Source organism: Geobacillus sp. JS12 (assembly GCF_001592395.1).
Taxonomy (GTDB): Bacteria; Bacillota; Bacilli; order Bacillales; family Anoxybacillaceae; genus Geobacillus; species Geobacillus zalihae.
This window is the reverse complement of the sequence record NZ_CP014749.1, coordinates 3209308-3230051: the sequence shown is the minus strand read 5'-3', so window position 1 is coordinate 3230051 and position 20744 is coordinate 3209308. Positions and strand designations below refer to the sequence as shown.

Genomic DNA, 20744 nt, shown 5'->3' with positions numbered 1-20744 from the left:
AAATAAATATTTGAATAATAAAAGAAATGGGTATAATATATTCAAACGGAAATTTGAATATGAAAGGGGATAATGAATGAGTAAGAAAGATACATGTGAAATTTATTGTTATGACGAAGAAAAAGTCAATCGAATACAAGGGGAATTGCAAAAAGAAGATATATCCAGTGTTGTCCTGTTGTTTAAAGCACTGGCAGATGAAAATAGGGCAAAAATTGCCTATTCACTTTGCCAAGATGAAGAGTTATGTGTATGTGATATTGCCAATATCATTGGGGCTTCTGTTGCAACCACTTCCCATCATTTACGGACTCTTTATAAACAAGGGATTGTAAAGTATCGAAAAGAAGGAAAGCTAGCATTTTATTCGCTGGATGATGACCATATTAAGCAGTTAATCATGATTGCGTTAGTACATGAGAAAGAGGTGAAAGTCCGTGTCTGAACAACAAGCAAAATTATCTAAATCAGAAGCGAAAACCTACCGTGTTCAAGGATTTACTTGTGCAAACTGTGCGGCAAAGTTTGAAAATAATGTAAAATCATTGCCAGGTGTTCAAGATGCTAAAGTAAACTTTGGAGCATCTAAAATTACCGTTTGGGTACAACAACCATCGAAGAATTAGAAAAAGCAGGAGCTTTTGAAAACTTAAAGGTTCGGGAAGATAAAGAAAAAGCAGTCAAGCGTGAACCTTTTTGGAAGCAAAAAGAGAACATTAAAGTGTATATTTCCGCCGTTTTGCTTGTGATCAGTTGGTTTTTAGGGAAGCAATACGGAGAAGAGCATATCTTTGCGACAATTGGATATGCTGCAGCAATTTTAATCGGTGGATATTCGTTATTTATAAAAGGTTTCAAAAACCTAGTTCGATTGAATTTTGATATGAATACGCTGATGACAGTGGCGATTTTAGGAGCTGCAGCGATTGGTGAATGGGGAGAAGGTGCAACGGTTGTTATTCTATTCGCCATTAGCGAAGCCTTAGAGCGTTATTCCATGGATAAAGCTCGTCAATCCATTGAATCGTTGATGGATATTGCTCCAAAAGAAGCATTAATTCGTCGCGGAAATGAAGAAATGATGGTCCCTGTTGACGATATTCAAGTCGGAGATATTATGATCGTAAAGCCTGGTCAGAAATTAGCGATGGATGGAATCGTCATCAAGGGTACATCTACGCTAAATCAGGCTGCCATTACGGGAGAAAGTGTTCCAGTAACCAAAACAGTCGGTGATGAAGTCTTTGCAGGAACATTGAATGAAGAAGGGTTATTGGAAGTAAAAGTTACAAAACGAGTGGAAGATACAACTCTTTCGAAAATCATCCATTTAGTGGAAGAAGCTCAAGCAGAACGAGCACCTTCTCAAGCGTTTGTAGATCGTTTTGCCAAATACTATACACCAGCCATTATCATTTTTGCTCTTTTACTAGCCGTTATTCCTCCATTATTTATAGGTGCTGATTGGAGCGAATGGATTTATCGAGGTCTAGCTGTATTAGTGGTTGGTTGTCCGTGTGCGTTGGTTATTTCCACGCCTGTTTCGATTGTAACTGCCATTGGAAATGCAGCGAAAAACGGTGTGTTAATTAAAGGTGGTATTTATTTAGAGGAAGCAGGAAACTTAAAAGTGATTGCTTTTGATAAAACAGGAACATTAACAAAAGGTATTCCTTCCGTCACCGATGTAGTCACTTATAATGGCAATGAAAATGAACTAATGACCATTACAGCAGCCATTGAAAAAGGCTCACAACATCCACTTGCTTCCGCCATTATAAGAAAAGCAGAAGAAGATGGATTGAATTTTAATGATGTATCGGTTGAAGAATTCCAATCCATTACAGGTAAAGGGGTCAAAGCCAAAGTAAATAACGCAATGTATTATGTCGGAAGTCCAGGTCTTTTTGAAGAACTTCTTCCAAATGGCATCCAATCAGAAATAAAAGAACAAATTACAACCCTTCAAATACAAGGGAAAACGGTCATGGCATTAGGAACGGAAAAAGAAATTCTGGCGTTAATTGCCGTGGCAGACGAAATAAGAGAATCATCCAAAGAGGTTATTCGAAAACTTCATCAAGTCGGTATTGAAAAAACGGTGATGCTGACGGGAGATAACCAAAGAACAGCCGAAGCCATCGGAAAACAAGTCGGTGTTTCCGATATTAAAGCCGATTTACTTCCAGAAGATAAACTGAATTTCATCAAAGAGCTTCGCGACAAGTATCGAAGTGTTGCGATGGTTGGAGATGGTGTGAACGATGCACCAGCTCTTGCAGCTTCAACCGTTGGTGTGGCAATGGGTGGTGCTGGAACCGATACAGCCCTTGAAACAGCCGATATTGCTTTAATGTCTGATGATTTAAGTAAATTGCCATATACGATTAAATTGAGCCGCAAAGCTTTAGCGATTATTAAGCAAAACATTACTTTCTCTTTAGGGATTAAGGCATTGTCATTACTGTTAATTGTGCCTGGTTGGTTAACGTTATGGTTAGCGATATTTGCGGATATGGGAGCAACATTAATCGTAACATTAAACAGCATGCGATTGCTAAAAGTTAAAGAATAGGCTCTTCACCACAAGTTGTACTTGATCATTTAAGGTAGGTGTGCATAGAGGGTACAAAAAATGCGAATTTTCCTGTATGGTAAAGGTGACCAAACCGAACCATGGAGGGAAATTCGCATGTACTCTCAGTTTATCAAAGAACTCATCGATTGACCAGATGTTTTGATTCAAAAGGTGCGGAAAGAAGGGGAACGTTGGATTTTCGAACTTTCTCTACCCGAACAATGCCCGTTATGTCCTGTCTGCTTGAAGCGCACGATCAAAATGACAGTCAAAAAGAAGCAATGGATGCATGGCTATGCTCAGCGAATCGGAATTTTTTGGATCGAACTTCCTGTCGAGCGCAGACGTTGTCGTACGTGTGGCGTGACGTTCAGCACGTCGTATCCAGCCATCTCTCCTCGAAGTGTGGCGACGGATGCTTTTCAGCGATGGGTCGCGCAATCTTGCATCGGAACATCCATTCAGGCGGTGGCTCGTATGCTCAAGCTTCCTTACACGACCGTTGAACGATGGTTTTATACCCATGCCCCTTCCTTCCTATCGAATGACGTCCAACCAAAGGCGGTTTGTGTCGATGAGTTTGCTTTTCGAAAAGGGCACGACTATGGAGTGGCGATCATGGATGCCGAAACGGGAGAAGTGTATGCCATGGAAGCAGGAAAGAACGAGGAAGCCATTGGGCGTGCATTGGCTCATGTGTCTCGTTCCGTTCAGTATGTCGTGAGTGACTTGGCTCCAGCGATGAAAAAAGCGATTCAACGGGTTTGCCCAGAGGCGACACATGTCGTCGACTATTTCCATGTCATTCAGCTGTTTACCGATGCGTTAGAACGTTGTCGCAAATATTTGGGCAAAGGAGGCAAGAAACACGGAAATGTTCGTTACGTTTGCCGTTTATTGAGCCAATGCCCAGAGAAATTGACGGAGGAGGAACGTCAAATCATACGAGAATGGTGTAATGAAAGCGATTACTTAAAGTCTGTTTACCAATCGCTCCAACATGTTCGCTATGTGTTCAAAAGCAAAGATGAGCAACAGGCGAAACGACGCTTGAAGGCTTGGATTCATCGGTATTTGTTTTGTCCTTGTTCCGTTGTTCGTGCCATCGCAAAATCACTCGTCAAACGAACAGACGAAATGATATCGTGCATTTTATCCCATTATTCGAATGGGAAGATGGAGGGAACGAATAACAAGATCAAGCTGATGAAACGTCGGGGATACGGATACCGAAATATCCAGCGTTTTGCACTGCGGGTTCGGCTGGAAACAGCTAACATACTTTCATGACAGGTGCAAGTACATCTTTTGGTGATGAACCTTTTTAATGGATAAGACCGCATTAAATATAGTTCATTTTCAATGTCATAATCCTCATTGTCTAGAGAAAACGGGAAAAGCCGCTGCTTAAATTTCTGCATAAAGAATTTAATTTTGTCGAGCTTGTCACTGTAATAATCGGCGTTGCTCTTACCATATTTATTTAAGCTTAAACTCAATTGCTGCACTCTTATGGAGTAAGGAACATCTTTAGCTTTTTTAAAAGCAAAATCAACTAGAAAACCAAATTTCTTTTCCGCTTTCAAGTAATATGGCTCAATTTGAATGACTTCATTACCTTCACGATGTCTTCCGATAATAACAGCCACTTTGCGTGAAAAGCCATTTCCATAAAGTATGTATTCATCACTACTTAGTGACTTTTGTACTCTATCCAAAAAACTTTCCCACATGATTCTAACGGTCAGTTTCGGATTAGAACTGCCTAAACAATATACACGTTCAAAACCGTCTTTTGGTTGAGTAGTAACCCAGTATTCAGCGTAAGTGTCTGACGAATCATTTATCGGCAATTTAGTTCTATAGTAACCATCTTGTTTTTTTTGACCATTAAAGTCTTGTCTATATATTCTGAATGAAATATTCTGATTTTTTAGAGCGAAAAAGTTTAAGCGGATTGGTATATTGTTCATTTGTTCCACCTTTAAACCTAAATCAATTTTTTTAAAAATGGGATTATGATTTATTTCGACAAATTATCTTATTATTCCTGCTATTATTTATTATTGATGTTAATTAATCTAAGATTTCGGTTGCTAAAACAAAAGCCTTTGAAGAATCGTAAGATCCGTCAAAGACTTGTTTTAAAGAGCTTGAAATTCGAGTTTTGCCTCTTTTAGTTCTCTCAATAACGCAAATTCAACTTCTTCAACTGAATACTGATAAGGAATATAAGCTATACCATTGATATCTGTAGGTAATTCAACATTCGATTTGTACAAACAACATACATTTGAGCGACCCAACTTACCATAAAAGAACCCAAGCTCAAAAATCACATTTTGTCTTGCTCGAAACTGATAGTTCAAGGATTCCAACGGAACATTCTCATATAATGCTCCAATGTCATCTGGCGTTAAAAGTACAATCGCATACTCGACATCAGAATACCGTTCAAATTTCTCTATTAATGTTAAGCCACTATTCGCCATTCTATTCAATACAACGGGTTCTAACCCAACTCTTCTTAATATTCCTTCTACTTCTAATAATGCTGTTCTGTCTCTACCGTGAACGACAAATACTCTCTTACCTTTTTCAGAACGAACTTTTATATCATTATCCCGTTTTTCAAATATAGAAGGCAACATCTCTTCTAAAACACTAATATGTGTTAATAAAGAATTATACCCCACATCATTGATTGTTTTTCGAGTATTTGAATAATGGAAATCTTCGAAATGAAACTCTGGAAGCCCTAACCTTTTTGAGGATTGATTTAGTATAGAAACTAGCCTTTCAAAAACATCTGAGTATCGCCATTCTTTATTGTAATTTTTAATATCCATAATGGCTTTTTTCAAATGAAATACGATTTCGTTCATTGGTTGTGTCCCCCCCAACTCTACAAACGATTACCAAATTTATTATAATATACTTACATCTACATTTGAACTTTGTCAAAGTTAGTCGTCCTTTTAATAAGAATTACGCTAATGAGTTGGTATTACCTTTGATAAAACAAGCACACAAAAAAGCTCGAGGAAAATTTGTCCTCAAGCTTTTGTGTATATTGTCACTATTAAGCTAACGCATCACTTTTAACACAGCCTTCAGAAAAAAAGAGTTCAGCCTAAATAGCTAAATTCCTCATTTTGTACTAAAAACTATCAATGATTTATGAAAAAGCCTTGACCCAATTCCTTAGTCAATAGCTTTTTCTTCATTAAATATATTCAATTTTCATTATGGCTTCCTTCGGTATAGTTGTACCGTTGGCATCAAAGCAGGTATTACAATGAATAGAAAGTTCCATATTTTGATGTTTATGATACAAAAAATTCAAGACAATTCCTAAATGTCTTATGTTAGATTCCTGAACTTGAAACTTGATAATACACGGATAAGTTGATTGTTTAAACTTGGTCAACAAGTCGTAATTGTATTTTTCTTCAAACGTAAAACAAATGTCTTCCACAATTTCAGGAGCGTCCAAATAATCGTGATTACCGATTTCTTCAGCGGAAAAAGCAACGTCTTTAATTAACATCGCATAAGGACCCCAATGAAATGAATCTGAAACCTTCATACGATAAAGCCACGCATAATGACCAGACGATTGTTTCTCCACATATTTTTTGAAATTTTGCCATTCTTCTTGTGACAAAAAGCCTTTTTGGAGATGAAACAGAAAATCCCATATAAATTGAATGTTTTTACCCAACGGCAGAATTCCATCTTTAAAGTCATTTCCTTTAAACGTTCTTGTCAAGTGGAACCAAGTTGTACAATCAAATTGTAGATTGGTTCTTGCCATTGCTCTTAATTTGTTGAGAAACAAGTCCTCCGCTGGTTCCCAATAATCAGGGTTATCTTCATAATACTTTTCTAAATCAAACTGATTAAAGAAAGATAGTAGTTCAGCTTTCGTAACGCCTGTAATTTGTTCTAATGAAGCATACATTGTTTCTTGTGTTTCGCAGTCCAATATTTTCATATTTATTGATCCTTTCTAAATGAAAATGGACCCTGTACAGGGTCGTAATGATGGTCTTACATAGCAGCTCTACTCGAACTTGAACGAATATCCTTAAGTTCTCTTATGCTGTATTTCTTATGTTCTGGACGATTGAAGTATGTGATGATTTCACTGATTGGCTTGTTACCCAGTCCAAAAGCAAGATGTTTAAATTCCTCTGTAAACTCATTTAACTTCGCAACCATAACCTTATCGGATTTTCTATCCACAATATCAATTTCATTAAACGCTAAGTAATCATATTTACCTTCAAATCTAAGGCTAATATTGAATCTTGAGGCTCTTCACCAAAAGTTGTACTTGATTTTTTAATAAAGGCGGGCTTGATACTTGTTTATACATAATTGTAAATGAAAGTTAAGTAAACGATAAGCGGTATCCCTCGCTTCACAACATCATTTGTTTATCAAGTACATTTTGTGGTGGTGAACCAATCTTGATACTTTTTTGTTAAGTTCACGCAAAATGATAAGTCTGGATTCGTTATCGTAAACACGACTTACATAAAATATATTGTATAAATTCAAAGCTCCTTTTTGTTGCTCTCCAAAGAGCTTCCAACCGAATAAGTCTAAATACTTCTCATATTTCAGGGAAAGCTTTATATCTAGATGTTCGAATGGCTTGATAATAAACGACTTTGTATCTTCATCTGTGCCAATAATGGTTGCATTCATAGGCGAGAGGTGTTCATTTATTTCAGGTAACAACGACTGAATAAAATTTTGTTCGAGAATGTTTGGGGCTAGAGGATATGTGACATAGCCTGTTTCTTTTAACTTTTCAAGAATCGCACTTTGATTCGTTCTGTTCAACCAATTGATAATTTTACGGGTGACAACAAATTTTTTGTTTTTATGGATTTCATTGTATTGGTTCATTTCGCTTAGAAATTGCTGTTGTTTTTGGAGATATTCTGCAAATATTTCAATGGGGATTTCTTTACCGTCTAAATAATCGTTATACATTTTACGAACTTCTTCACCAAATTGAACATACGGCTCTTCCATTGATTTTGGGATTAGCACATCAAATTTATGTAATTCGTCCGTCCAACCATTTATTATATCTCCGATACCTGGATATCGCTGGTTTAGGACACTTAATTTTTGTAATCTAATGGCTTCTTTTTTGATTTGTCCTTTGGTCTTTCCGTTCAGCATTGAATCTATCAAGAAGTAATTGATACAGGTGCTTCCTACATTAAGTTTACGCCCACTTATCTTATTGGTAATATAATAAATTTCCTTGTTGGGTGTATTACAAATGGAGCAGGGGATTCGTTGTTTGCCATCTAAAATTTCTAGTGGATACGGTTTAGTTTCATCACTTTTCCATTCATCTTGACAGGTCTTAAAAATATCAGGCATTAAGTGTTCTATCGTATTAATGTCTTCATCAGACAGTTTTTCTCTCATTAACTCTTCAGTGATATCTTCATTTTCCACGATAAATCGATACAAAGTGGGATAAAGTTTTATTGATTCGCTGTGACATAATAAAGAACGTTTCTTTTTTTCTGTCAGAAATTTCGAATTTTTAATTTTTTCCAATAGACATTTCCCCTTTATTCTTATGAATTTCCAAACACACGTTTGGTTAATTTGATTATATTATTTTCATTATTTTGATGTCAAACGTTTCTAGTTTGGTATAAAAGAAAAAATAACCCACACAAAAAGTATGGGTTCTCCGTTATTTATTTCTCAACTCGAAAATAAAAGGTATTTCCAACCTCCGAAGAACAACCACTTAAACGATACTCCACTCCTTTATCGATATCCTTCTTTTCTATTTTAGAGCAAGTTGTACTTTGTTTTCCTTTATCAGAACCAGCAAAAGCATCTTGTGAATTATCGTATGTGTACTGGATTTTTTCACCGTTATAATCTAAATTACGGAAAATTGGATCTCCTTCGTCTGTGTACATTGTGATACGAATTTTATCCTTTTTTCCGCTTTCAACATTGGCTACAAAACGCTCAAACTTATCTAAGTTGCTAATTTTGCCTTGAAGATTGACCACATCTCCGTTTGTTATTGCCTCCTCAGAACGATAAGGTTTCTTCGGATTATCAGTGGCAGGAGTTGATTCTTTTCCATTAGACTTATTACAAGCTGTTAATGTTAATACCAATAAAGCAACAGATATATATGTAACAAATTTTTTCAAACCTAATCACCTTCCTTAATTTTATTAATTAGACGAGGTGTGAAAAACAAATGTTTCATAAACAATTTGATTTTCATATAAGCAGTAAAGAACTTCTCTAAAAAACAATAAAAAATGACCACACCTTTGATTGATGTAGTCACTAGAAATATAATGCATTAATCCTGAAATAATTTACGAAAGACTAGACCAAAATGATATGGTGGCAATTCAACTTGTTTTTCTAATACGAACCCTGTTTCATTAGCCCAATTAATAATCATTTGTGGAGTTGGTCTAATATCCATAGATGGACCTCTGGGTGTATCTTTATTTATCCAATGGATCACTCCAATGCGTCCATTCTTTCCAAGAATACGATGAACTTTACTTAATAATTGAACAGGTTCTTCACAATGAAGAATATTAAATAAAGTCACGTAATCAACCTGACCACCGTAATCCGAAAAAACGGATTGTAAGTCTATATCTAAAACATCGCCTTGTATTACTTGTATATTTGAAATAGCTTCTTCATTTATTTTTTTGTTACAGACTTCAACCATTTTAGGATCAATATCAATGCCAATTACTTTTCCGCTAATCAGTTTGGCAATTGGAAATAAAAATGTTCCATATCCACATCCAACGTCAACCCGAGTTCGACAGTTTTGAGACCATTTTAGGCAAATGAAAATGGTTAAAATGCTGTAATATCAAGGATTTCACGATGTGGATCCTAGAAAAAAACGCTGAATTTCATAGGCACACGAATTGACAAATTAACCTTTTAAAATAGCCAAATATCGTTTATAATATAGGCATGTACATGCGGAAAGTAACACGCAAAAATAAAGATGGAACGACCGTGGCGTATCTCCGGCTTGCTCACAACGAATTGGATCCGAAGGTCAAATATGCGAAAACGAAGGTGATGGATTCGTTTGGGCGCGAAGACGAGGTGGATCGCGCTGTCTTGGAGCGTCTGGCCAAAAGCATTTCGTGATCCTTTCTCCTGACTCATGAATCGTGGCCGAAAGTAAGGGACGAATGCGAGCGTCTTATGCTTGGACATTTTTCTTCAAAAACGGAGACCTTGATCAACGAACCGAGCTGACGGCCAAACAAGCGCAACTCTTTGCGGCTCTAGGGCTGGAACCTCCTCCGAAGATCCTAGGCATCCATCCTCGCCCCTAGATACACGCCCGAAGTGTGCTCAAATGCCTCTCGTCCCTTTTGTATCAAGGGTCGAGAGGCATTTTGTTTGCCTAGTCACTGTCGAACTCGGGGTCAACTACCGTGTTGATATTCCTATCAATACCTAATTTCTGAACGCATTCAGCAGGGTTAAAGAATGTTTTCCATAAATCTTCTGATGGCATTCCTGATTCTCTGAATTTCATTACAACATCCCCTTTCCATTAGGTAATTCGTATTATTAAGCCATTTTCTTTTTAAAACGTAATAATAAATATCCAGCACGAACAAACAAATCAATTAATATGGATAACCACACCCCTGCTATACCCATTCCCATTTGTATTCCCAAAATATATACTCCAATTACACGAATAACCCACATACCTACAGCAGTTGAATACATTGGGCTTTTCGTATCGCCAGCTCCTTGTAAGGCTCCTGCTAATACAAGACCGATTGCTAATGCTGGTTGGGCAAAGGCATCGATTCGTAAAGCAGTTGTAACCATATCAATTACATTTTTATCTGTTGTAAACCAAATTACAAACCAAGGGGAAAAGAAATATAAAATAACCCCAATGAAAGACATAAATAAAACGGCTATTCCAGTTGTAAGCATTCCATAAGAATAAGCTTCTTTCTTTTGATTTGCTCCTAAGTTCTGACCAACCAATGTAGTAGCTGCTACTGCCAACCCGTAACCTGGCATATAAGAAAAGATTTCAATGTTTCCAGCAATCGTATGAGCTGCATAAGTGGCGGTTCCAATATGAACAATAAGTCCAAAATAAAGAACTTGACCCAAACACATTATTAAACGCTCAGCGGCGGCAGGAGTTGATAATTTTATCAATGAACGGGGGCTATCGTTAAAAGAAAAACCATCAAATAATGAAAAATGAAGTTTGGATTTCACAATGTATCTATAAAGAGCAATAGTTCCAAGAATTCTTGCAATCACTGTTGCCCAAGCTGCTCCTGTAATACCTAACCCTCCAAATTTCCAAAACCCAAAAATAAGCAAATAATCAAACACAATATGTACAATATTTATCCAAACACTTACTTTCATTGGAGTTTTGGTATCTCCCGCCGCTCGTAGAATGCTTCCAAAAACAAACATTAATGAAATGAATACTGAAGGAACGGCAACGATTCGAAAGTAAGTGACTGCAACTTCTAAAACATTCGGCTCTGCCCCCATAATTTTTAGTAATGGTTCTGCAAAAAATAAAGAAATAAGACCAAATAACAATCCGATAAGAATAGCTATCCAGGTCGCTTGTTTTGCAATTGATTTTGCTTTTTCAAAATCCTTTGCTCCAACGCTTCTGGCAATAAGCGCAGAAGTTCCAGTTCCTAAAGCCATAAAAATAGCCATATAAACTGCAAGAATGGCATTTGCTATTCCCACTGCGGTAACTTCCACAAGTCCGATTTTGGATACAAAAAGCGTATCTACAAAGCCAACAACGGTTTGTAATATATTTTCTATCATTGCAGGAACAGCAAGGGCTAAAATGACCCGTATTTTTTGTTTATTCGTTGTATTCTGTTCCGTCATAATGTGAGACTCCATAAAAGCACTTCCTTTATTTTAGATAATGGTCTAATGCTTTATTTAGGTTGGCTAATACTTCTTGCTGATTTCCTTTATGAACTGCATCCACAACACAGCCCTCCAAGTGGTCTTTTAATAAGATTTTTGCTGCGTTATCTAGTGCCTTACGCACAGCGGCGATTTGTAAAAGCACTTCCGAACAATCTCTGCCCTCTTTAGTCATTTCCTTAATAGACCTTACGTGTCCTTCAATTCTTGCCAGTCTATTTACAATTTGCTGTCTATGCTTATGACTGTGGTTATGGAAGTGATTATGATGGTTGTCATTCATAAAATAAAACCTCCTTCACATCAAAATTATATCCCCCTAGGGGGATAAAGCAATAATGATAGTAACTACTTGGAACAGCAAAAGAAACCTCAATATCGTTAAATTGATATTGAGGTTTCTTTTCGATTGTTATTTATTATCCAAAAAAAGTTTGGAACAATAGATATGCATTTAGGCTAATGATTACAATAGCTACAATCCACGCAAGAACTTTCAACCATAATGGATTTACGAACTCCCCCATTTTCTTTTTATCGCTTGTGAATTGAATGAGAGGAACCACTGCAAAAGATAGCTGTAAAGAAAGAATCACTTGGCTCAAAATAAGTAATTGAGCCGTTCCGCTTTCGCCATAAAGAGCAGTTACAACAACGGCTGGGACAATGGCAATCAATCGAGTGATAAGCCTTCTTAACCAAGCTGGAAGGCGAATGTTTAGAAAACCTTCCATCACAATCTGACCAGCTAAGGTTCCTGTTAATGTTGAGTTTTGACCAGAAGCCAACAAAGCAACTCCAAATAAAATACTTCCAAGTGTTGTTCCAAGCAGTGGAGAGAGCAAGTGATAAGCATCACCAATCTCCGCAACATCCTTCATTCCTGCTTTATGGAATGTAGCAGAAGAAACAATAAGGATCGCTGCATTAATAAATAAAGCGAAGAAAAGTGCAATGGTTGAATCCCAAGTGGCATATTTGATCGCTTGTCGTTTACCTGAGCTGGTTTGTTCGTATTGACGTGTCTGCACAATGGAAGAATGCAGATAAAGATTATGAGGCATTACGGTTGCACCTAAAATACCGATTGCGATATAGAGCATTGATGGATTGTTAATAATCTCTGTGCTTGGAACAAACCCCTTCAATATGCCACCTACATCTGGCTTAGAAAGAAAGATTTCAGTTGCAAAGCAAGCACCAATGGTTAGAATTAAAACGATCACCAACGTTTCAATATACCGAAACCCTTTATTCTGCAATAACAATACGACCAATACATCCAGAGCTGTAATGATAACTCCATATATTAACGGAATTCCAAACAACAAATTCAAAGCGATTGCCGAACCGATCACTTCCGCTAGATCACAAGCTGCGATTGCCAACTCGCATAAAACCCATAAGACCATTGCCACTGGCTTACTATAATGATCTCGACAAGCTTGGGCTAAATCCCTTCCCGTTACAATTCCCAACTTGCCAGCCAATGCTTGAAGCAATATTGCCATTAAATTTGAAAGCAAAATAACGGAAAGTAACGTGTATCCGAACTGGGAACCTCCTGCAATATCAGTCGCCCAGTTGCCTGGGTCCATATAACCCACTGCAACTAAGTATCCTGGTCCAGCAAACGCAAGAAATTTTCTAATCCAAGAGCCAGCTTTTGGTATACGCAAACTTCTATATACTTCGGGTAACGTTGGTTGTGTTCGTTTATTTCTCCAACCTTCTTCAACTGCTAACGGCAGTTTTTTTATATTTTCACTCATTATGATCACCTCGTTATTGGTTTGTACTAAATATTTTGCATAAAGGAAACTTTTAGGGTAAAAAAATTGCTCCTACACTTAGAATTAGATATATGTAAGAGCAAAGAAAATGTTGCCTAAATAAATTGTACCTCCGAAAGAATTTTAGTCAAGGGAAACTTTTATTACTTATTAGTTCTTAGGCTCTCTAAAATATTGAACAAGGTACTGACCTTGTTCAAACCATTTAATAATATTTGAAACTTATGTTTGAATGAATACTCTCCCACTTACGTTAAGCTTAGAAGGGCTATAAAAAGTTCTAACCACAACATTGCCATCACCTTCAATGGTTTAAAAAATCATTTATCAAATACTCTGCATCGGCACCCACTCCTCCAATAAGAGCGGATCCTCTTCGATACTGCCGCGGCAATCCTAAGAAATATAATCCTTGTACAGAATCAACCAGCTCCGAAGAGGGTTAGATTCTCATTTCCCCGTGATGGATTTGAGAGGTTTCAATTTGAATGGTTGTATGCTGAATTTTAAAGTGTTCCTCAATAAAATGGATCGCTTCTTGTAAAACCTTTTGGCTGTCTTGATGATCTTCAATCAAAATATGGCAACTTAATGAGTCCAACCCTGAAGTAATTGTCCAAATATGAAGGTCGTGAACGTCAATCACTCCTTCAATACTTTCTAAGGCTTTTTTCACTTCATTTTGGTCAATGGTAATAGGCGTTCCTTCCATCAAAATATGAACCGTATGTTTAATAACTCCCCAAGCACCTTTCAAAATTAATAAAGCAACCAAAACTGAAATAATGGGGTCTGCAATATACCAACCAAAGAGCCACATAACGAGTCCTGCAACAATGGCTCCAACAGAACCTAAAGCATCTCCGATAACGTGAAGATAGGCACTACGAAGATTGACATTATTTTTCACATCACCTTTTCTCATTAACGCCCAGGCGCTTAAAAGGTTGGCAAAAAGTCCAATGAATGCAATCAGCATCATAGAACCGCTAGCTACAGTTGGCGGGTTGTAAAAACGCTGAATAGCTTCCCATACGATAAATCCAGCGATAACAAACAAGGTAACTCCATTAAATAAAGCGGCTAAGATTTCAAAACGATAAAAGCCATACGTTTTATTGGGGGAAGCTGGTTTGGTTGCAAACCAAATTGCAACTAAGCTAAGAATAAGTGAACTGGCATCACTAAGCATATGACCAGAGTCAGAAAGAAGGGCTAGGCTGTTTGTGATTAAACCTCCGAAAAACTCTAACAACATAATTCCAGAGGTGATGAGAAGGGCAATCGTAAGCCCCTTTTTATTACCTTCTCTACCGAAGTCGTGGTGATGATGTCCGTGACCGTGATGATGGTGATGACCGTGGTGATCGTGAGAATGATGGTGATGATGATTATGCATTGTAAAACGCCTCCTTAATGATGTTCAGAATGGTCAATGGCTTGTTTTAATAATGAAATAACGTGTTCGTCATCGCAGGAGTAAAATAGTGTTTTTCCTTCACGGCGATACTTAACCAGTCTCAGATTTCGTAACATACTAAGTTGGTGGGAAACAGCTGATTGAGACATTTCCAACACTTCTGCAATGTGATTTACATTGCACTCTTCTTGCGATAACAAATAAAGAATTTTGATTCTTGTTGGATCGGCTAATACCTTAAATATTTGCGATACATTTTCAATGGTTTCAGATTTTAAGAAAGAATGGTCTTCGGTTTTCATTATGATTTCCCTCACTTTATTTATTATATATGAGCATATGTTCATATGTATGTAATAATATTTTAAATTCAGTTTTTTGTCAAGTTTAGGAAATGTTTTTTAATGAAAATGGGTGATTTAGCTCATAATGAATGAGAGGAGGCTGATGATATGGGAGACAATCATAATCATTCCCACGTATCAGATAACAAAAAGGGATTAATGATCGCTCTTCTTATTACTTCGGGGATAACGGTTTTGGAGTTCTTTGGTGGACTGTTTACGAATAGCCTAGCATTACTATCGGACGCAGGGCATATGTTAAGCGATATTGGCTCTCTAGCTTTGAGCTTGTTTGCTATGTGGTTCGCCGCAAGACCCCCTTCTCCACGAAAAACATACGGTTTTTACCGATTTGAAATACTGGCAGCTATGTTGAATGGACTTCTCTTATTCGTCATTGCGGGATTTATTTCTTACGAAGCTTATAAACGTTTTTTTGAACCTCCAACAGTCGCAAGTGGTACAATGATGCTCATTGCTACCATTGGATTGTTGGCAAACATCACCAGCGCATTTATTTTGACAAAAAAAAGTGATACCAAAGAAAATGTAAATGTGCGAAGTGCCTATTTGCATATCATTTCTGATGCATTAGGTGCGATTGGGGCAATTGTGGCAGGGATTGTAATGTACTTTTTCGGCTGGTATGTGGCTGACCCCATCATCAGTGTTGTCGTGTCGCTATTAATCTTGAGAAGCGCTTGGGGTGTGGTAAGCAACTCCTTTCACATTCTTATGGAAGGAACGCCGATTACAATTGATATGGACAAAGTAAAGCAAACTCTTCAATCCATTGAGGGCGTAAAAGATGTTCACGATTTACACATCTGGACAATCACCTCTGGGTTGGATTCGCTCAGTTGCCATTTGCTCATTGATGATACCAAGGATAGTCAGGACATTTTGAAACAGTCCATCCAACGGATTGAAGAAGAATTTCACATCTTGCATACGACAATTCAAGTGGAAAAATCGGACTTACAACATACCGATTTAAGGGTATAAAAAGGACAGCAGTAAGCTGTCCTTTAAAATATAAGCACATCTATTGTAAATTCTTATTCAAATTCCCGTATGACGTTATCCTCAAGTTTTTTACAGAAAAAATAAGTAAAATGAAACCAATACAAAACCAATTATAGCCATTATAACACAGTATATTTTTGTAGATGTGCGTAAAGCTGTTCCAAAAATTTCTTTTCCCGTCACTGAAAGCATTACCCCCATCGCCAATGCGATAATCATTGCTATTAGCCAAGGAACCCCCATTCCATAATTGCTTCCTATGAAGGCTCCAACTCCTACGGGGGCGGAGGCTATGGTTGCCCCAAGTATGATGCTGAGAATTCCAAACCCAGCCATCAACAAGGGAGTAAAAACAGCAATCCCTTCTGGAATATTGTGAAGCATAATCGTAGTCATCATTGGTTTAGTCAATGAAGCGTGAGTATTAGTTCCAAGTGCAATGCCTGTTGGAAAATTGTGCAGGGCAATACTGAATGTTAAAAATAGACCAGAATGTACGAATACGTCTTTTTTAGCGTCATTTGTAATAATGATCACATGATGAGAAACCTTTTCTAGATGCTTGTAAATAAAATAACCAAAAATCAATCCGACAATAACAATAAACCAACCTCCGATTTCTATACTTTCAGGCAAAATTTCCATTGTGACCAATCCAAATATCATTCCACTACATATTGAAAAAATGGTCGGCATTCCTTTTTGTAAACTTTTAAACAACCAAGCAATCACTCCACCAGATAACATTCCAATAGCAGAAGCAGAAAACCCTAAAAGCCCAAGTGAATTCACCCATCGTCCCCCCCTTGTACTAGTTGTCTTTACTTTGTATATCTATCAAAACCATAAAATATGCCTTAAGAAAACAAAAAAAATCCTCCGCCGTGGGAGGATTTTAAAGTTGTTATGAGACTTTGACTACGAAAGGAACGGTAATAACCTTGCCTTCGTGTTGGAACTGACCCCAAATTTTATAGATTCCACTCTTAGGGAACTTAGTCATAAATTTGGCGTCTGGTCCTTTTGCCTTTTCGTCCATTGGATGTACGTGTAAATATTCGTCAGTGTTTTCACTAATGATTACAACGTGTCCAACAGCGCCTAAGTATGGCTGTAAATTAGTAATCGGTTGACCTGTCTTTTGGTCTTTAATGTTAAAGTTCAATGTAACATCTGTTCCAGCTTTGAGTTCATCAAAAGATAATGTAATTTCCTTGCCTTCCACAATTTTCGTTAAATTTTCGTCTGGTTTTAGTGGCGTGGTTTGTACTTTTTCTCCCTCAACCGTAACAGTGTGATTTTTTACAACTTTTGATGCCCCTTTTGGAACATAATCCGCATATAATTTATATTCTCCTCCAGCAGGAAAGTTTAAGGCAATCGTAAATAGTCCGTCACCTTTGTATTCAGGGTGTAAATGGTCAAAATAAGATAAATCTTTACTTACCACAATCAGATGCATTAGCTTTTCGTGCTGAATATCAAAGTCTTTAACAGGTTTTCCATCTTTATCGTTAATTTGAATTGTTAAATCAACCATTTCATTGCTTTTTGGAATTTCTTTTGAAAACTTCCAAACAGCCTGAGTAGTAACCTCTTGGGACTGGTTCGTTTCGTGATTCATTCCTTCGTGATTTTCACCTTGTTGCATATTTTCGTGATTCATATGTTGGTTTTTATTGGTGTTTTCGGACTTGCCACATCCACTTGCAATCAATAAAACGGAGATTAGAGTTAATAGCATTATTTTTTTCATATTGATACTTCACCCTTTCTAGATTAAGAATTTGTGACAAAAGATTTGACTTTCTAAACATATTGCAAAAATGAATACATTGATAAATAGAAGAGTTACCGAAACTATAAGAGGCTTTTTCTTAACGATGGGTATAGGAATATGTTTTTTAGGTTCTATGATCTGCATAATTCGATAATTCATCGCCACATCAGCTAAATGCACCGTAACCTCATCAAATGATGTATTTGCTTTCATCTTGGATACCTTCAACAATACTGAACCAAGTGGATTGCTGCTCTTCATCCTTTTGAAGGCATACTGATCAGCGAGCAATTCTCTCCAAATGTTGTAATATTGAACCAGACTCTTTAACATTGGAATATAAGATAATCCTTCGGAGACAATCTTTATCCCGAGTTCGACAGTTTTGAGACCATTTTAGGCAAATGAAAATGGTTAAAATGCTGTAATATCAAGGATTTCACGATGTGGATCCTAGAAAAAAACGCTGAATTTCATAGGCACACGAATTGACAAATTAACCTTTTAAAATAGCCAAATATCGTTTATAATATAGGCATGTACATGCGGAAAGTAACACGCAAAAATAAAGATGGAACGACCGTGGCGTATCTCCGGCTTGCTCACAACGAATTGGATCCGAAGGTCAAATATGCGAAAACGAAGGTGATGGATTCGTTTGGGCGCGAAGACGAGGTGGATCGCGCTGTCTTGGAGCGTCTGGCCAAAAGCATTTCGTGATCCTTTCTCCTGACTCATGAATCGTGGCCGAAAGTAAGGGACGAATGCGAGCGTCTTATGCTTGGACATTTTTCTTCAAAAACGGAGACCTTGATCAACGAACCGAGCTGACGGCCAAACAAGCGCAACTCTTTGCGGCTCTAGGGCTGGAACCTCCTCCGAAGATCCTAGGCATCCATCCTCGCCCCTAGATACACGCCCGAAGTGTGCTCAAATGCCTCTCGTCCCTTTTGTATCAAGGGTCGAGAGGCATTTTGTTTGCCTAGTCACTGTCGAACTCGGGTTTATAAACATTAGTCTAAATGGGTCTCGATGTATGGAGTGAAATTGTTCGTGAAGCAGTATAGCTCGAAGCTCTTCTTCCGAAAAATGATCCATTACAAAAGTCGATATAACGATTTTTGGTTTTATAAACCCAGTGGTTAAAGCGACAAACTGGTGATTTTCTATGACCAAGATTTGATTTTTAAACTCTGGGTATTGAGCATTTATATACTTAGTTTTGAACACATCTTGGGTAAGCAAAAATTTTGTATACCACTTGTTAGAAAGTTTAAGTTGCTGTATGATCTTCCAAGTTATTCTTACAAATACAAAAATAAAAAATAGGCTAATCGCTATTCCAAGTATAGAATATCCTTCACTCATCGCCATTAAATGTTGAGACATTAACCAATGTTGCAGACTTCTACCGAAGTGGTGGTATAAGAACATCACCATTTCTAAAAGCGTGAATCCCCCAAATAAGAGGATCATTACAAAAACCAATTCAGATTTCATCCTTGAAATCATTGTTCATTCCTTCTTTTCGCTTCATTTAATTTTTCCTCTAGCTTTTTAAGCAAGGAGGGATTCACATCCCGAATGGCATCAACCATATGAGTCACAGCTAATCCTCCAAACTCCTCAATAAGTCCATAGGTTACGGATTTGGTTTGCTCGGATAAAAATTGCTCTTTGGTTTGAACGGCTTTAAAGTAAGCGATTCGTCCTCTCGTTTCTTTGTGTAGATGTCCTTTATCAACAAGTCTATTCATTACAGTCATAACAGCATTAAAAGAAATTGGTTTTTCATTGTTGATATGCTGCTGAACTTCCTTTACGGTGACTTCCCCTGATGACCAGATATAATTCATTATTTTTGCTTCCAAGGCTCCAAAGAAACGATTCAAGCCCTCTTCATTGATTTTGAAGTTACTGATTTTCAACTGCTTCTCATCCTCTTCACACATAACTACACATTGTAGTTTTTACTACATATTGTAGTTTAAAAATAAAAAAAGTCAAATTTGATATTTCTGGAAGTTCAACATAAAGAAAAGTTTGTTAAGTTATAGTGGATAAGTGATTGCGATATGGAGAAAATACTGTGTAATTTAAAAAATTAGAAATTGGTAAGCAATAAATCCATAAAATTAATCAAATAAAAATGCAGACTTAGATGTTCGCACTAAGTCTGCATTTTAAATTCACAGAGGTACTGAATATGGGCTACGGGAGAATTGAGCGGAACAATGATTGCAATAATGGGCTTATGTGTCGGCACTGGTTTAACAATCGGATTTTCTTGGTTGGTAGAACCTTTTTACTTAATTTAGCAATTTATTAGCGTTATTCCACATTCTCTGTTCTTAGAGATTTCACGTACGCCTTTACATTGCCCAAACAACAGGATCCTTGTGGGTTATTAACTTCACAACCACAACGGTTTTCTTTCATATGAGCAGAGATGCTATTTATCACCTTATTGTCATTATCAGTATCAAAAGCCTCATTAAGTTTTCTTCTCGTCCAATCAAAACAATAACATACTGGTGTGTCCAAATTCTTATCTTTTTGGAATACTGGCACTTTTAAATCGTGTTGTTGGAATATTAGTCCATCTTCATTAAAGTAAACCGCATTACAAGAAGGGTTGAACAAAAATAATAAGTTGTTCCTTCATCTAATTTGACTAGAGCATTTGGTAAAAGCAGACTCTTTAAAGTAATCAAATGTATCCTTTTCCCTTTATGGTTACAAGACGGGCATAACACGTTCTCAAAATGATTTGTAGGTTTGCAACAATCAGACATTTGTATTT

Annotated in this window: 17 protein-coding genes and 7 pseudogenes; 8 read left to right on the top strand and 16 right to left on the bottom strand. The window is 37.1% G+C overall.

All coding sequences use genetic code 11. From position 1 onward, the window contains the following. Positions 1–76: 76 nt before the first annotated feature. The 3 genes and pseudogenes from A0V43_RS15830 (at position 77) to A0V43_RS15820 (ending at position 3868) form a co-directional block, all read left to right on the top strand. Positions 77–445, top strand: coding sequence for an ArsR/SmtB family transcription factor (locus A0V43_RS15830; protein WP_063193539.1), 369 nt, complete (start codon positions 77–79; stop codon positions 443–445). Further along, positions 438–2575, top strand: a pseudogene (locus A0V43_RS15825) (heavy metal translocating P-type ATPase). Before A0V43_RS15830 ends, A0V43_RS15825 begins: the two are co-directional and overlap by 8 nt. A 162-nt stretch (positions 2576–2737) precedes the next feature. Then, complete coding sequence (locus A0V43_RS15820; protein WP_236930845.1) at positions 2738–3868, top strand: ISL3 family transposase; 1131 nt, start codon at positions 2738–2740, stop codon at positions 3866–3868. 854 nt (positions 3869–4722) lie between these two features. Here A0V43_RS15820 and A0V43_RS15815 read toward each other — a convergent pair. The 5 genes from A0V43_RS15815 to A0V43_RS19445 form a co-directional block, all read right to left on the bottom strand. Then, positions 4723–5463, bottom strand: coding sequence for a TIR domain-containing protein (locus A0V43_RS15815; protein WP_009361465.1), 741 nt, complete (start codon positions 5461–5463; stop codon positions 4723–4725). Between the two features lie 341 nt (positions 5464–5804). Continuing rightward, complete coding sequence (locus tag A0V43_RS15810) at positions 5805–6575, bottom strand: hypothetical protein (RefSeq protein WP_009361464.1); 771 nt, start codon at positions 6573–6575, stop codon at positions 5805–5807. A 437-nt stretch (positions 6576–7012) separates the two neighbouring features. Continuing rightward, positions 7013–8170, bottom strand: a complete 1158-nt coding sequence (locus A0V43_RS15800; RefSeq protein WP_063193537.1) for a hypothetical protein — start codon at positions 8168–8170, stop codon at positions 7013–7015. 146 nt (positions 8171–8316) lie between these two features. Continuing rightward, complete coding sequence (locus A0V43_RS15795; protein WP_009361462.1) at positions 8317–8790, bottom strand: DUF4362 domain-containing protein; 474 nt, start codon at positions 8788–8790, stop codon at positions 8317–8319. Positions 8791–8948: 158 nt separating this feature from the next. Next, complete coding sequence (locus A0V43_RS19445; protein WP_236931037.1) at positions 8949–9386, bottom strand: class I SAM-dependent methyltransferase; 438 nt, start codon at positions 9384–9386, stop codon at positions 8949–8951. A 206-nt stretch (positions 9387–9592) separates the two neighbouring features. Between A0V43_RS19445 and A0V43_RS20605 the strand changes: the two are divergent. Both A0V43_RS20605 and A0V43_RS21065 read left to right on the top strand, forming a co-directional pair. After that, a pseudogene (locus A0V43_RS20605) lies at positions 9593–9772 on the top strand (IS1634 family transposase); the annotation flags it as partial. A 15-nt stretch (positions 9773–9787) separates the two neighbouring features. Beyond that, a pseudogene (locus tag A0V43_RS21065) lies at positions 9788–9966 on the top strand (IS1634 family transposase); the annotation flags it as partial. Between the two features lie 241 nt (positions 9967–10207). On the opposite strand, the gene A0V43_RS15790 reads toward A0V43_RS21065, so the two are convergent. The 6 genes and pseudogenes from A0V43_RS15790 to A0V43_RS19425 form a co-directional block, all read right to left on the bottom strand. Beyond that, positions 10208–11548 (bottom strand): MATE family efflux transporter, encoded by a 1341-nt coding sequence (locus A0V43_RS15790; protein WP_063193536.1) that lies wholly within the window; start codon positions 11546–11548, stop codon positions 10208–10210. A 13-nt stretch (positions 11549–11561) separates the two neighbouring features. Further along, entirely contained in the window at positions 11562–11861 is a 300-nt protein-coding gene (locus A0V43_RS15785) for a metal-sensing transcriptional repressor (RefSeq protein WP_009361458.1), read from the bottom strand. A gap of 136 nt (positions 11862–11997) precedes the next feature. Beyond that, on the bottom strand, positions 11998–13350 hold the full coding sequence (locus A0V43_RS15780) for an Nramp family divalent metal transporter (RefSeq protein WP_009361457.1): 1353 nt from the start codon (positions 13348–13350) through the stop codon (positions 11998–12000). A gap of 325 nt (positions 13351–13675) precedes the next feature. After that, a pseudogene (locus A0V43_RS19430) lies at positions 13676–13798 on the bottom strand (oxidoreductase); the annotation flags it as partial. Positions 13799–13813: 15 nt separating this feature from the next. Beyond that, the gene (locus A0V43_RS15775; protein WP_004891650.1) at positions 13814–14770 is read right to left on the bottom strand and encodes a cation diffusion facilitator family transporter; all 957 of its coding nucleotides are present in this window, start codon (positions 14768–14770) and stop codon (positions 13814–13816) included. A 14-nt stretch (positions 14771–14784) separates the two neighbouring features. Further along, complete coding sequence (locus A0V43_RS19425; protein WP_009361456.1) at positions 14785–15093, bottom strand: ArsR/SmtB family transcription factor; 309 nt, start codon at positions 15091–15093, stop codon at positions 14785–14787. 150 nt (positions 15094–15243) lie between these two features. Between A0V43_RS19425 and A0V43_RS15770 the strand changes: the two genes are divergently transcribed. Then, positions 15244–16140, top strand: coding sequence for a cation diffusion facilitator family transporter (locus A0V43_RS15770; protein WP_009361455.1), 897 nt, complete (start codon positions 15244–15246; stop codon positions 16138–16140). Positions 16141–16230: 90 nt separating this feature from the next. Here the strand turns inward: A0V43_RS15770 and A0V43_RS15765 are convergent, their stop codons facing one another. Both A0V43_RS15765 and A0V43_RS15760 read right to left on the bottom strand, forming a co-directional pair. Further along, positions 16231–16953, bottom strand: a complete 723-nt coding sequence (locus tag A0V43_RS15765) for a ZIP family metal transporter (protein ID WP_063193535.1) — start codon at positions 16951–16953, stop codon at positions 16231–16233. 112 nt (positions 16954–17065) lie between these two features. Next, positions 17066–17917: a hypothetical protein gene (locus A0V43_RS15760; RefSeq protein ID WP_063193534.1), complete on the bottom strand. Its 852-nt coding sequence runs from the start codon at positions 17915–17917 to the stop codon at positions 17066–17068. A gap of 561 nt (positions 17918–18478) precedes the next feature. Between A0V43_RS15760 and A0V43_RS20600 the strand changes: the two are divergent. Continuing rightward, positions 18479–18658: pseudogene (locus tag A0V43_RS20600) on the top strand (IS1634 family transposase); the annotation flags it as partial. 15 nt (positions 18659–18673) lie between these two features. Continuing rightward, positions 18674–18852, top strand: a pseudogene (locus tag A0V43_RS21060) (IS1634 family transposase); the annotation flags it as partial. 19 nt (positions 18853–18871) lie between these two features. On the opposite strand, the gene A0V43_RS15750 reads toward A0V43_RS21060, so the two are convergent. The 3 genes and pseudogenes from A0V43_RS15750 to A0V43_RS21055 all read right to left on the bottom strand — a co-directional run bounded on the left by A0V43_RS15750 (position 18872) and on the right by A0V43_RS21055 (position 20736). Next, positions 18872–19453: a M56 family metallopeptidase gene (locus A0V43_RS15750; protein ID WP_236930844.1), complete on the bottom strand. Its 582-nt coding sequence runs from the start codon at positions 19451–19453 to the stop codon at positions 18872–18874. Next, complete coding sequence (locus tag A0V43_RS15745; RefSeq protein ID WP_009361451.1) at positions 19450–19869, bottom strand: BlaI/MecI/CopY family transcriptional regulator; 420 nt, start codon at positions 19867–19869, stop codon at positions 19450–19452. Before A0V43_RS15745 ends, A0V43_RS15750 begins: the two co-directional genes overlap by 4 nt. 403 nt (positions 19870–20272) lie before the next feature. Then, a pseudogene (locus A0V43_RS21055) lies at positions 20273–20736 on the bottom strand (putative iron-sulfur cluster-binding metallochaperone). Positions 20737–20744 lie beyond the last annotated feature (8 nt).

Excerpts from the sequence above, each read along its gene's own strand:
- A0V43_RS15830 (WP_063193539.1), top strand. The coding sequence starts at position 77 with ATGAGTAAGAAAGATACATGTGAAATTTATTGTTATGACGAAGAAAAA.
- A0V43_RS15815 (WP_009361465.1), bottom strand. The coding sequence starts at position 5,463 with ATGAACGAAATCGTATTTCATTTGAAAAAAGCCATTATGGATATTAAA.
- A0V43_RS15810 (WP_009361464.1), bottom strand. The coding sequence starts at position 6,575 with ATGAAAATATTGGACTGCGAAACACAAGAAACAATGTATGCTTCATTA.
- A0V43_RS15790 (WP_063193536.1), bottom strand. The coding sequence starts at position 11,548 with ATGGAGTCTCACATTATGACGGAACAGAATACAACGAATAAACAAAAA.
- A0V43_RS15785 (WP_009361458.1), bottom strand. The coding sequence starts at position 11,861 with ATGAATGACAACCATCATAATCACTTCCATAACCACAGTCATAAGCAT.
- A0V43_RS15780 (WP_009361457.1), bottom strand. The coding sequence starts at position 13,350 with ATGAGTGAAAATATAAAAAAACTGCCGTTAGCAGTTGAAGAAGGTTGG.
- A0V43_RS15775 (WP_004891650.1), bottom strand. The coding sequence starts at position 14,770 with ATGCATAATCATCATCACCATCATTCTCACGATCACCACGGTCATCAC.
- A0V43_RS19425 (WP_009361456.1), bottom strand. The coding sequence starts at position 15,093 with ATGAAAACCGAAGACCATTCTTTCTTAAAATCTGAAACCATTGAAAAT.
- A0V43_RS15770 (WP_009361455.1), top strand. The coding sequence starts at position 15,244 with ATGGGAGACAATCATAATCATTCCCACGTATCAGATAACAAAAAGGGA.
- A0V43_RS15760 (WP_063193534.1), bottom strand. The coding sequence starts at position 17,917 with ATGAAAAAAATAATGCTATTAACTCTAATCTCCGTTTTATTGATTGCA.
- A0V43_RS15750 (WP_236930844.1), bottom strand. The coding sequence starts at position 19,453 with ATGATTTCAAGGATGAAATCTGAATTGGTTTTTGTAATGATCCTCTTA.